This window comes from Rhizobium sp. WYCCWR 11128 (assembly GCF_013416305.1).
In the GTDB taxonomy this organism is placed as follows: domain Bacteria; phylum Pseudomonadota; class Alphaproteobacteria; order Rhizobiales; family Rhizobiaceae; genus Rhizobium; species Rhizobium indicum.
The window spans coordinates 282,022-293,643 of sequence record NZ_JACCEZ010000004.1 but is presented as its reverse complement, the minus strand read 5'-3'; the positions used below and the strand labels follow the sequence as shown (position 1 = coordinate 293,643).

Below are 11,622 nucleotides of genomic sequence, written 5' to 3'. Positions count from 1 at the left end.
CGGCATTGTTTCATGGTAATGCGGAAACGAAGCTTTCTGTATTGCATCGAAAAATGATTATACGCGTCGTCAAGTCGATGAGCGCGGCTCTCCATCGTTCGCAGGTGCAATCGGGGGCTGGGGCCTGACAATTGCTTTGCCGTTGCCGGGATGGACTTGCGGGACATTCAATCTGGGAAAGTTGCATGAATTCGGAATTTGCCGTTCGTTCGATGCGGCCCGGCGAACTGGAACTCGTGCTCGAATGGGCGCGTCAGGAGGGCTGGAACCCTGGCCTCGACGATTCGCTTGCATTCAACGAGGCCGATCCGTCGGGATTTTTCGTCGGCTCCATCGGTGAAGTCCCCGTCGGCTCGATCTCGGTCGTCAAATATGGCGACACTTTTGCCTTCCTTGGCCTCTACATTGTCCATCCCGATTTTCGCGGCAAGGGTTACGGCAAGGCGATCTGGGCGACGGGCATCGCCAGCGCGGGAGACCGCACGATCGGTCTCGACGGCGTCGCCGCACAGCAGGACAACTACCGCAAGGCCGGCTTCGAACCCGCCTATTCCACCATTCGTTACGGCGGTGTCGCTACTTCCTTGCCGGTCTCGACGCTTGTCGCGCAGCCGGTGCTGGATTCACGCCTCGAAGGCCTGCAGCGATATGATTCGGCGATCTTTCCGCAGTCGCGGGATGCCTTTCTCGCTGCCTGGTGTACCGGCCGCAAGGGCCGTCGTTCGGCGGTGGTGCGGAAGAGCCACAAGATCCGCGGTTACGGCACGATCCGCCGCTGCTACGAGGGCTACAAGATCGGCCCGCTCTTTGCCAACGATGCCGACAGCGCCGCGGCGCTGCTTGCCGAATTGATCCCCGAGGCGAAAGGGGCCGCGGTCTTCATCGACATTCCCGCAGAGAACCACGAGGCGGTCGCGCTTGCCGAAGGTATCGGCCTTCAACCGGTATTCGAGACGACACGCATGTATCGCGGGCCGGCGCCGACCATTCCGCTGAAGCACGTCTTCGGCGTGACGACGCTGGAACTCGGTTAGAGCCTTTCCTGACCAGGAAAGGCTTTAATCCAAGGGTGAGGCGGGCACGGTTTGTGCCGAAGCTTTCGGACGGCCCTTTTCGGCGATCGCGATGCCGCCCAAGGTCAGCACCAGCGCGATCACATGGAACGACTGCAGCTGCTCGCCGATCAGTGCGACGGAGAGCAGCGTTCCGAACACCGGCACGAGATTGATGAAGAGGCCGGCCCGGTTGGCGCCGATTGCGACGACGCCCTTGATATAGAGGATCTGCGCCACCAGCGAGGGGAAGATCGCCGTGTAGAGAGTGATGACCCAGCCGGCCTGGTCCGGCCATTGCGCGGCACCGCGGCCCGCCTCCCAGAGGAGCAGCGGCAGCGAGGTCAGCATGGCGCCGAGCGCTGGGACCGCCATCAGCGTGCGCCAGTCGAGCGGCGGCTTCCAGCGCAGGAAGATCGTGTAGACCGAATAGGCGGCAATGGCGATCAGCATCAGCCCGTCGCCGCGGTTGAGGCTTAATTGCAGCAGCGTTGCGAGGTCGCCATGCGCGGCGGTCAGAGCGACGCCGATCAGCGTCATGCCGAAGCCGAGACATTGCGCCAGCGAGATGCCGGTACGGAAGAACATGAAATTCAGCAGGAAGATCAGCATCGGGATGCCGGCCTGCTCGATGGCGACGTTGATCGCGGTCGTATATTGTACGGCCGAATAAAGCATGGCGTTGAAAAGGGTGTAGCCGATGACGCCGTAGAAGAGGAGCAGCGGCAGGTTCTTCCTCACCACCGGCCAGTCCTTCCGCAGTTGCGGCACTGAAATCAAGGCGATCATCGCCACGGCGAGGAACCAGCGCAGGAAGGTCAGCATCATCGGGCTGATATGCCCGAGCGCGAGTTTGCCGGCGACGGAGTTGCCGCCCCAGCAGAGGGTGGCGATAGCGAGGCAGATATAGGCCGTGGCTTGCAAGAGCGTTCTTCCCGTCTTTCCGCGATCGCCGAGCGGCGTTTTGTGACGGGAAATAGCCTGTCGGCTGCTGATTTGTCACGTAAAAAGCCCAATCTGCTGTGACAACAGGGTCGCTTTCCAAAAAACAAAGCTTTATAGATGCGCGGGTTTGAGCAGGTGCGCGGTTCCGCGCCGGTAATAGGAAGAGTTGGATGACGAACGTAGTCGTGGTCGGTTCGCAATGGGGTGACGAAGGCAAGGGCAAGATTGTCGACTGGCTTTCGGAGCGTGCGGATATCGTTGTGCGCTATCAGGGCGGACACAATGCCGGCCATACGCTCGTCATCGACGGCACGAGCTATAAGCTCTCGCTGCTGCCGTCCGGCGTCGTGCGCCCGGGCAAGATGGCTGTCATCGGCAACGGCGTCGTCGTCGATCCGCATGCGCTGATCGCCGAAATCGGCCGGCTGGAGGCGCAGGGCGTGACGGTTACGCCTGACAATCTGCGCATTGCAGACAATGCGACGCTCATTCTTTCTCTGCACCGCGAGCTCGACGCGATGCGCGAGGATGCTGCGTCGAACAGCGGCACCAAGATCGGCACGACGCGCCGCGGCATCGGCCCGGCCTATGAAGACAAGGTCGGCCGCCGCGCCATCCGCGTCATGGATCTTGCCGATCTCGAGAGTCTTTCCGGCAAGGTCGACCGTATCCTGACGCATCACAATGCGCTTCGCCGCGGCCTTGGCGTTGCCGAAGTCAGCCACCAGGCGATCATGGACGAACTGACCTCGATCGCCGATCGGGTACTGCCTTTCCGCGATACGGTCTGGCTTTTCCTCGATAAGGAGCGCCGCAAGGGCGCCCGCATCCTTTTCGAAGGTGCACAGGGCAGCCTGCTCGATATCGATCACGGCACCTATCCCTTCGTGACCTCGTCCAACACAGTCGCCGGCCAGGCCGCTGCCGGTTCGGGCATGGGTCCGGGTTCTCTCGGCTATATCCTCGGCATTACCAAGGCCTATACGACGCGTGTCGGCGAAGGCCCGTTCCCGACCGAACTGACGGATGAAATCGGTCAGTTCCTCGGCGAGAAGGGTCATGAATTCGGCACGGTGACGGGCCGTAAGCGCCGTTGCGGCTGGTTCGACGCGGCACTCGTACGCCAGTCGGTCGCCACCAACGGCATCACGGGCATCGCGCTCACCAAGCTCGACGTGCTCGACGGTCTCGAGGAATTGAAAATCTGCGTCGGCTACATGCTCGACGGCGAACAGATTGATCATCTTCCCGCAAGCCAGGGAGCGCAAGCTAGGGTCGAACCGATCTACGTCACGTTGGAGGGATGGAAGGAATCGACCGTCGGCGCCCGCAGTTGGGCGGATCTGCCGGCACAGGCGATCAAATATGTTCGCCAGGTCGAAGAGCTGATCGGGGCACCCGTCGCGCTCCTTTCCACCAGCCCGGAGCGGGATGATACGATACTTGTGACCGATCCGTTTGAGGATTAAGCTCACGGGTCACTGTGGAGGATGGTTCGGTAGGGTACCGGACTTCTTGAGAAAGTACTGATGGCGGATTTTATTGCAGTCATTCGGCGGGCCGTTGACGGCCTGGCTGAAAATACCCCCGAGATGCGGGTGAAGGTCTACGAACGTGCCCGCGGCGCAGTGCAGCGGCAGCTCGAGAACATGAAGCCGCGTCCGCCGGAAGCCATGCTGCAACGCCAGCTCGAAAAGCTCGAGGCTGCCATCCGCGAAGTGGAAGGCGAACACTCCGAGGCGATGCCGCTCGATGAGCCGGTTGCAGCCGCCGTCATCGCGTCGGAATCTTTCGAAGAACAAGCGGTTCCCGACGAAAGCGAACCGGCGCCGGCGCCGGAGACGGCTGTCGAGGAACCGGTCTACGAAGCCTATGCGGAACCGCAGGCGGCCGAGGCCGTAGACGAGCCCGATCACGTGGAGGCCGCCGCACCAGAGGAGGCTGAGGAAGAGGTCGCTGCCGAGGAGCCTCTTTCCCAGGAAACACTGGTTTCCCCTGAACCATCTGTTCCCGCGGAAACCCCTGTTCCGGCGGAAATCCCTGTTTCCGCCGAGACACCGGTTTTGCCGGAGACATCCGGTCCGGCCGAGACATACTGGCATCCCTCGCATGAGGAGGAAGCGCCGGCCGAGGAATGGCATGCCAGCGAGGCGCGCGACGTCGCTGCCGAAGAGGTGCCGGCCGAACATGACGGCTGGGAAGCGCCGCCTGCCGAACATCGCGACGAGCAAGCCGGCGAAGACCGTGCCGAGGAGCAGCATCCTCTAGAAGCCGACGAGGTCGCGGACGAACCTGCGGCCGTGGAAAGCGAGGAGCCGGAGGCCTACGAGCCCGTCGAGCCGTTGCAGCCGATCACCCGCGGCATAGACCACGCATCCAACCGCCTGGTGGAGCCGGTCGCCGATTTCGATCGTCCGCAGGAGTTCGTCGAGCACAGCCGCGAGGAGCCGTTGCAGGCCGAAGCTGCGGCGCATTTCGACCCCGTCTGGACCGAGCCCGTTGCCGAAACGCCGGCTCCGGCGCCCAAGGATGCGGAGACCGAATGGGCGGAAGAGGAACTTCGGCAATATTCGGAGACGGCGCCGGCGCCGATTACTGCCGACGCCTCGGCGCGCGCCTTCGAGGAGGTGATATCGAGCCTCGAAAAAGTCGCACCCGCCGCCGTCATGCCGGCCGCCAAGGAAAGTTTTTCCTGGGAGACGGCTGCCTTCGACGATCTGCCGCCGATCGAGGCCGGCAACAATAAGAAGACGCCGGTTGCCTCTCATTTCGACGATGTCGATATCTTCGCGGAAGTGCACAACGGCAAGCCAGCGCCTGCTAGCGGCGCGCCGAGCGAGGACTGGCGAGAGGCGAAGGCGCTGCGCGGCTACGACCGCCGCGGCTCTGTCGCTGCTGATGACGATGACGCCAATCCGTCGATGGATATCGATCAGATTGTCGCCTCCAAGCTGCAGGGCAAGAGCTTCCGTATGGAGCCGAAGCGCCGCCGCTTCGGCATCGGCACCGTGATCACGCTCATCTTCGCACTCATCCTGATCGGTGGCGGCGCCTATGCCGGCTGGACGAACAGAGAGGCGCTGGTGGCGATGGTCGACGGGCTCGTCAGCTCGGCACCGTCGCAGGCGACCAGGAACGAGGCGGCAACCTCACCGGACGGCTCGACGACGACGCCTGCCCAGCCGAGCGCGGTGACGCCAGCCCAGCCAACCACACCAGGAGCGCAGAATACTCCAGCGGCGCCGGCGCAGCCGAACCCGAACCCGAACCCGCAAGTAGCGTCAGCGAACAATGACGGCGCTGCGGCCAATTCGAAATTCACCCAGCGGCTGCTGACCGATGGAACCGAGGTCGACAGCGGACCGGCGACGGTGCCGGGAACGCCGACCGCGGAAGGAAAATCGGTCGCCGAACAGAATGTTGCGGCAGCCGATACGCCGCCTGCTAGCGCGCAGGGCGATGCGGCACCCGCCGACACGCGGACGCCGAACGGCCCGGTGGCATCGCCGCCGCAGACCGCGCCCGTCGGTTCGTCGCAAAAGATGTTCCTCTATGAGGAGCGCATCGGCCAGAGCTCGCCGACGGCGATCGAGGGATCAGTCGTCTGGAGCGTGCAGCACGAGGCCGGCCAGGATGGCCGGCAGGAGGCGACGGTGCAGGGCAATGTCACGGTTCCCGAGCGCAATCTCTCGGCTCTCGTGACCTTCAAGCGCAATTCCGATCCGTCGCTGCCGGCAAGCCATCTCGTCGAGATCGTCTTCTCAGTGCCGCCGAATTTCGAAGGCGGCAGCATCGACAGCGTCCAGCGCATCTCGATGAAGCGCACGGAGCAGGACCGCGGTGACGCGCTGATCGCGGTTCCGGCCAAGATCACCGACGATTTCCACATGATCGCGCTCAACGACTACCCCGATGCGCGCAAGGCCAATCTCGACCTGATGTCGACCCGCAACTGGATCGATATTCCGATCACCTACCGCAACGGCCGCCGCGCGCTGCTGACGATGGAAAAGGGCGGTACGGGAACGGACGCTTTCAATACCGCGATCAAGGAATGGACTGCGCTCGGAGATGTGTCGACGAGCCAGTGACGGTTTCCCGATCTTGGCGCAGTGCCGAGGCTGCGGACAAAGATGAATGAAAAAGAAAAGGCGGGCCGCAAGGACCCGCCTTCTTCAATTGTATCACGCGAGGGGTTTATGCCGTGGCTTCGACGACCCGGACGGCCTTGGCGCGTTCCAGGGCTTCCTTGCGGACGGCGTCTTGCACCTTTTCGAAGGCGCGGACTTCGATCTGGCGAACGCGTTCGCGACTGATGTCGAATTCAGTCGAAAGGTCTTCCAGGGTCACTGGATCCTCGGCAAGGCGGCGAGCCTCGAAGATGCGGCGTTCGCGCTCGTTCAGCACGCTCATCGCTTTCGCCAGCATGCGCCGGCGAGTGTCGAGCTCGTCCTGTTCGATCAGCACGTCTTCCTGGCTGTCATGGTCATCCACCAGCCAATCCTGCCATTGGCCGCCGTCACCTTCGGCTGCCTTGATCGGCGCGTTCAGCGAGGCGTCGCCGGAGAGGCGGCGGTTCATGGAAATGACCTCCTCCTCCGAGACGTTCAGCTTGGTGGCGATCTCCGAGACGTGCTCCGGCTTCAGGTCGCCGTCATCAATTGCCTGGATGCGGCCTTTCAGCCGGCGCAGGTTGAAGAACAGCCGCTTCTGGTTGGCGGTCGTGCCCATCTTCACCAGCGACCACGAACGCAGGATATATTCCTGGATCGAAGCCTTGATCCACCACATGGCGTAGGTGGCGAGGCGGAAGCCGCGCTCGGCATCGAACTTCTTGACGGCCTGCATCAGGCCGACATTGCCTTCGGAGACGACTTCGCCGATCGGCAGGCCGTAGCCACGATAACCCATCGCGATCTTCGCAACGAGGCGAAGATGGCTGGTGACGAGCTTGTGGGCGGCATCGCGGTCGCCATGCTCGGCATAACGCTTGGCGAGCATGTATTCCTGCTGCGGCTCCAGCATCGGAAACTTGCGGATTTCGTCGAGGTAACGATTGAGACCGGCTTCACCGGCGGTAATGGACGGCAAGGTATTTCGGGCCATAGTGCACCCTCCTAAAGTGAATTCCGGTTCCCGATGGAAACGCATCCTCGCGTTAAAAAAGGCAAACCGGGACGTGCGGCTCTACTGCGAGCCCGCACTAAGTCAATATACAGATAAGTGTGGCGAAACGGCGGTTCAAGGTGCCGCTCACGCAGGTGTGAGTTGGGCAGGCGGCATTCGGAGCCCGGCTTTATCGCCGCAGCGCGTCGACCAGTTCGACCATATCATCCGGCAGCGGCACCTCGAAATGCATGATTTCGCCGGTGCGGGGATGCTCGAATTGCAGCATGAAGGCATGCAGCGCCTGCCGGCCGAAACCGTTGACGACATTGCGGATCTCTTCGGGCAGGAGATTGGCCTTGGTCTTGAAGCCGGCGCCGTAAACCGTGTCGCCGAGCAGCGGATGGCCGATATGGGCCATGTGGACACGGATCTGGTGGGTGCGCCCGGTTTCGAGGTGGCACTCGACCAGCGAGGCGAACGCGGTCGCGTCCGGCTTCTCATGGAAGCGCTCGATCACCTGGTAGTGCGTGATCGCCTCGTCGGCGTCCTGACTGTCGGGGCGTTTGACGGCGCGGCGCGTGCGGTCGCCGGTGGCGCGGCCAAGCGGCGCGTCGACCGTGCCCGACAGCGTGCGGGGCCGGCCCCAGACGATTGCCTGATAGGCCCGCTCCAGCGGCATGGTGCGGCCATGGTCGGCAAATTGCAGCGACAGGTGGCGATGGGCAATGTCGTTCTTGGCTACGACCATGACGCCCGTCGTATCCTTGTCAAGACGGTGGACGATGCCGGGGCGGCGCACGCCGCCGATGCCGGAGAGCGTATCGCTGCAATGGTGGATCAGCGCGTTGACCAGCGTCCCCGTCCAGTTGCCGGCGCCGGGATGGACGACGAGACCGGAAGGCTTGGAGATGACGATGACGTCGTCGTCCTCATGGAGGATATCCAGCGGGATATCCTCGCCCTGCGGCGTCGGGTCTTCCGGCTCGGGCAGCGTGAGTTCGAAACTGTCGCCGGTGCGCACCTTGCGCTGCGGGTCGGTGACGGGTTCGCCGCGCAGAAAAACCTGGCCGTCCTTGATCAGCGCCTTGATGCGGCTGCGCGAAAATTCCTCGCCGACCTGCGCCGTCAGCCAGGAGTCCAGCCGGCCTTCGGCAGTTTCATCGGCGGTCAGGACTTTTCTATTGCCGGCTGCTTGTTTAAAGGGGTCGCTCAAGACGCTTCTTCTCCGACGTATTTTTTAGAACGGGACGCACAGATGACAGCAATCGAGCCAGACGACCAGGAAGAGAAGCCCCTTGATCCGGCGATGGAAAGTGTCCGGCGCAAGATGGTCCGCCTGCAGATCGTCTCCGGCGCCATCATGTTCGTGAGCCTTATGGCGGTCTTCGGCGCGGTTGTCTACAAGGTGATGCACAGCGAGCCGAAGGAGACGGCGTCCGCCGTTACCGCCTCCGGCGTGCCCTCGGATGCGCCGCTTGCGGCAACCGTTTCCCTGCCGCTCGGCTTCAAGGTGCAGTCCACTTCGTTTTCAGCTGGGCAGCTTCTGTTCTACGGCGAAACGGTCGAGGGCAAGAACAAGGCGCTGGTCTACGATCTCAGGACCGGCCGCACCGTCGCCGACGTCACTGTTACGGGCAATTGAGGCCGGCATGGCCGCCGTCCCGATCGACATCGACAGCGCCGACGATCCGCGCGTCGCTGAATTCCGCGAGATCCGCGAGCGCGACCTGACGGGGCGAGAGAGCCGCTTCATCGCCGAGGGCACCGTCGTGCTGCGCATGCTCGCCGAGGCGCATGCGGCAGGCCGCGGCTTTTTCGCCGAGAAGATCCTGCTGCTGCGCAACCGCGTCGAGGGCGTGCTGCCCATCCTGGAGCGGTTTCCGGCCGATGTGCCGGTCTATGTCGCCGGGGCGGATGTGCTCGACGGCGTCGTCGGTTTCCATCTGCATCGCGGCGTTCTCGCGCTTGGCCGGCGACAGGATCGCGGGGAGGCGGCACTTCTCGACGCACTGCCGGAACGGGCGCTGGTGCTCGTCGGCTGCGGCATTTCCAATCATGACAATGCCGGCTCGATGTTCCGCAATGCGGCCGCCTTCCGGGCGGATGCAGTGCTGCTCGACGAAACCTCCTGTGATCCACTCTACCGCAAGGCGCTGCGCGTCTCGGTCGGTTCGGTGCTGAGCGTTCCGCACCGCCGCGGCGGCAAGGCGCTGGATGTGCTCCTGGCGCTTGCCGAACGGAGCTTTGCCATCTGGACGCTTTCACCGCACGGCAAGACCGATATCCGCGCCATTCCGGCCTCGACGCGCATGGCGCTCGTCGTCGGGACCGAGGGCGAGGGGTTGCCGGAGGCGCTGCTTGCGCGATTCCAGAGCGCGCGCATTCCACAGTCGGAGGAACTCGACAGCCTCAATGCTGCGACGGCGACGGGGATCGCGCTGTTTTCCATGGCCTCGGCGATGGGCCGGGTCTAACGCATATCCCTCTCAAATCGGAATCGATTTTCTAGGTTCTGTGTCAATTCAAACATAATGGCGCGCCGCGCGTCCTATCGGACGCTCGGGGGATCGGCGAGGATCGCGGTTGCCCTGTCGGCAAGGCTGACACGATCGTTCGGGTTCTTTTCCGCAGCTTCGACGAGGAGCGTGCGGATCGGCGAGGAGGGACCCTCGTTCAGGGCGGTCAGCGCCACCATATTGGCGGCGATCGAGGCGATCTCCTCGCGGATCGCACCATCGCGTCCGGCTACGGCCTTTGCCTTTTGCAGGCGCTCGGCCAGGGCGGCGCTGCGTTTGCGGACATCCTCGCCCATCTCAGCCGTGACGACAGCGGTGTCGAGCGCGGACGCGGTCGTGTCTTCCGTAATTTCCGCCGGCAGCTCCGCGGCCATCCCGGCAAGGCCGGCGTCGCGCAGCACCCGGTTGACCTTGCGGATCTCGGCGTTGGCGGCCTTCAACTGCTCCTTCAACTTGGCGATCTCCTGCTGGCGGCGAGCGACCAGGTTTTCCTTTTCTGTGGCGGTAGCGCTCTCGCGGGCGGCCTTATCCTCCAGGCGGATCACCATATGCTGCTGCTGGGTCAGTTTCTGTTCGGCATCCTTGGCGCGCTTCTGCAGCAGGCTGACGTCCTGGCGCAGTGTGTCGCGTTCGTCGCGCAGCGCGTTGACACGGAATTTCAGGCTCTCCGCCTCGGTCTCGCGCGCGGCTAGGTCTATTCTCAGCCCATCGGTCTGTTCACCGAGCTTGCTCAGCCGGGTCCGCATCGTCGCCAGTTCGCTCTCCTTGTTGGCAGCGGACTGCTCGGCAATATGCAGATTGGTCTTCAACTGGCTGATATAGTTCTCGTCCTTGCGCAGATGCGAGCGCTGGTCGGCCGCCTCGACATGCATCTCGCCGATCTGGGCCTGCAATTCGCCGATCTCGGCGGCAAGCCTGCCGGCATCGACGGCGAGGGCGTCGTGGCGAAGTTGGAACGACAGGGATTTCTCGCGCTCACGCAAAAGGTCCTGGGTGGTGCGGGCGTTTTCGGCGGCATAGAGCGCGCGCACCATGTCTTTCTGGGCGCGGACCTCCTGCGGGCTCAGCGGCATCGTCGCTTTCAGCCGGTTCTCGGTATACCAGACGATGCGGCGGTGAACGGCGGGCGAGACCAGAAAGACGAGGAAGGCCGCGGTCAGGAAGCCCAATCCGAACAAGAGAGCATATTCGATCACGGCGCGGCCATCGGTAAGAAGGTTGATACGAGGTCAGCCGCGATGATTAAGCACGCGTGACGCGCATGGCAAGGCCGCCGGTGGGGACGGCGGCAGATTCCAGCGGCTTTGAGGCCTCAGAAGGGGTTCCAGGTCGGCGCCTGGGTGATCTTGAGATAGCCGACATTGACGCCGAGGCGAGCACCGACGCCGGTGCGGATCGGCACGACCAGCACGTCGTTGTTCTTGAGCAGCGTCATGCCGAAGCCGGCGATCACATAGGCCGAGCCGCTGACACCGCCGAAGCGGGCATAGATGCCGTTGACGGAGGGCAGGTCGTAGACCAGCATCATCACGCGCGAGCCCTGGCCGCCGTAATCGAGGCCGAGCGAGGGGCCTTGCCAGTAGAGATTATGTTCGCCGGCGTTCTTGGTGTTCAGCTGGCCTTCGCCATAGGTAAGGCCGGCGATGAAGGCGCCGCCGCCTTCCTGTCCGAGGATATAGCCGTTCGGCAGGCCGTATTTCTGGAAGGCACTCTCGACCACTTTGGCAAGTCCGCCGCTGGCGGAGCCGAAGAAGGAGTGGCCGGCGTCGACGATTTCCTGCATCGTGTACTGGCCGTTGTCCTGGGCGGCAGCCGGCCCGGCAACCATCAGCGAGGAGAAGATGAGGGCCGAAAGTAACCTGCAGAAGCCGATGAATCGGTGCGGAAATTGAGGGCGCATGGTGTCATCCGTTCGTCGTTTGGCTAAGAGCGGGCAATCGCTCGCGGCGATTGGTGCATTTTGCGCCGATGATCTTAACAATCGGTTTACCAAATATGGT

General features: G+C 63.2%; 10 protein-coding genes. 5 read left to right on the top strand and 5 right to left on the bottom strand.

Annotated features, from left to right (window positions below):
- The first annotated feature begins 185 nt into the window (after positions 1–185).
- Positions 186–1,034 carry a GNAT family N-acetyltransferase gene (locus HX898_RS16175; RefSeq protein ID WP_180195082.1) on the top strand — a complete coding sequence of 283 codons (849 nt, stop codon included), beginning with the start codon at positions 186–188 and terminating at the stop codon, positions 1,032–1,034.
- Positions 1,035–1,058: 24 nt separating this feature from the next.
- Here HX898_RS16175 and HX898_RS16170 read toward each other — a convergent pair whose 3' ends face one another.
- Positions 1,059–1,976, bottom strand: coding sequence for a DMT family transporter (locus HX898_RS16170; RefSeq protein WP_171598541.1), 918 nt, complete (start codon positions 1,974–1,976; stop codon positions 1,059–1,061).
- Between the two features lie 191 nt (positions 1,977–2,167).
- Between HX898_RS16170 and HX898_RS16165 the strand changes: the two genes are divergently transcribed.
- The gene (locus HX898_RS16165; protein ID WP_017961768.1) at positions 2,168–3,466 is read left to right on the top strand and encodes an adenylosuccinate synthase; all 1,299 of its coding nucleotides are present in this window, start codon (positions 2,168–2,170) and stop codon (positions 3,464–3,466) included.
- A 60-nt stretch (positions 3,467–3,526) separates the two neighbouring features.
- Positions 3,527–6,088: a hypothetical protein gene (locus tag HX898_RS16160; RefSeq protein WP_180195081.1), complete on the top strand. Its 2,562-nt coding sequence runs from the start codon at positions 3,527–3,529 to the stop codon at positions 6,086–6,088.
- Positions 6,089–6,194: 106 nt separating this feature from the next.
- On the opposite strand, the gene rpoH is transcribed toward HX898_RS16160, so the two are convergent.
- Together rpoH and HX898_RS16150 are read right to left on the bottom strand one after the other, a co-directional pair.
- The gene (gene rpoH / locus HX898_RS16155) at positions 6,195–7,103 is read right to left on the bottom strand and encodes an RNA polymerase sigma factor RpoH (RefSeq protein WP_003542378.1); all 909 of its coding nucleotides are present in this window, start codon (positions 7,101–7,103) and stop codon (positions 6,195–6,197) included.
- A gap of 190 nt (positions 7,104–7,293) precedes the next feature.
- Positions 7,294–8,319, bottom strand: coding sequence for an RluA family pseudouridine synthase (locus HX898_RS16150; protein WP_180195080.1), 1,026 nt, complete (start codon positions 8,317–8,319; stop codon positions 7,294–7,296).
- Between the two features lie 42 nt (positions 8,320–8,361).
- Between HX898_RS16150 and HX898_RS16145 the strand changes: the two genes are divergently transcribed.
- Together HX898_RS16145 and HX898_RS16140 are read left to right on the top strand one after the other, a co-directional pair.
- A complete protein-coding gene (locus tag HX898_RS16145) occupies positions 8,362–8,748 on the top strand; it encodes a hypothetical protein (RefSeq protein WP_003542374.1) in 387 nt (128 codons plus the stop codon).
- A gap of 7 nt (positions 8,749–8,755) precedes the next feature.
- On the top strand, positions 8,756–9,580 hold the full coding sequence (locus HX898_RS16140) for an RNA methyltransferase (RefSeq protein WP_138330190.1): 825 nt from the start codon (positions 8,756–8,758) through the stop codon (positions 9,578–9,580).
- A gap of 74 nt (positions 9,581–9,654) precedes the next feature.
- On the opposite strand, the gene HX898_RS16135 is transcribed toward HX898_RS16140, so the two are convergent.
- Positions 9,655–10,818, bottom strand: coding sequence for a hypothetical protein (locus HX898_RS16135; protein WP_180195079.1), 1,164 nt, complete (start codon positions 10,816–10,818; stop codon positions 9,655–9,657).
- Between the two features lie 116 nt (positions 10,819–10,934).
- Entirely contained in the window at positions 10,935–11,522 is a 588-nt protein-coding gene (locus HX898_RS16130) for an EipA family protein (protein ID WP_003542368.1), read from the bottom strand.
- Between the last annotated feature and the right edge of the window lie 100 nt (positions 11,523–11,622).

What these genes read in the sequence shown, in the direction of transcription:
- HX898_RS16160 (WP_180195081.1), top strand. Translation starts at nt 3,527, where the DNA reads ATGGCGGATTTTATTGCAGTCATTCGGCGGGCCGTTGACGGCCTGGCT.
- HX898_RS16140 (WP_138330190.1), top strand. Translation starts at nt 8,756, where the DNA reads ATGGCCGCCGTCCCGATCGACATCGACAGCGCCGACGATCCGCGCGTC.
- HX898_RS16165 (WP_017961768.1), top strand. Translation starts at nt 2,168, where the DNA reads ATGACGAACGTAGTCGTGGTCGGTTCGCAATGGGGTGACGAAGGCAAG.
- HX898_RS16130 (WP_003542368.1), bottom strand. Translation starts at nt 11,522, where the DNA reads ATGCGCCCTCAATTTCCGCACCGATTCATCGGCTTCTGCAGGTTACTT.
- HX898_RS16145 (WP_003542374.1), top strand. Translation starts at nt 8,362, where the DNA reads ATGACAGCAATCGAGCCAGACGACCAGGAAGAGAAGCCCCTTGATCCG.
- HX898_RS16175 (WP_180195082.1), top strand. Translation starts at nt 186, where the DNA reads ATGAATTCGGAATTTGCCGTTCGTTCGATGCGGCCCGGCGAACTGGAA.
- rpoH (WP_003542378.1), bottom strand. Translation starts at nt 7,103, where the DNA reads ATGGCCCGAAATACCTTGCCGTCCATTACCGCCGGTGAAGCCGGTCTC.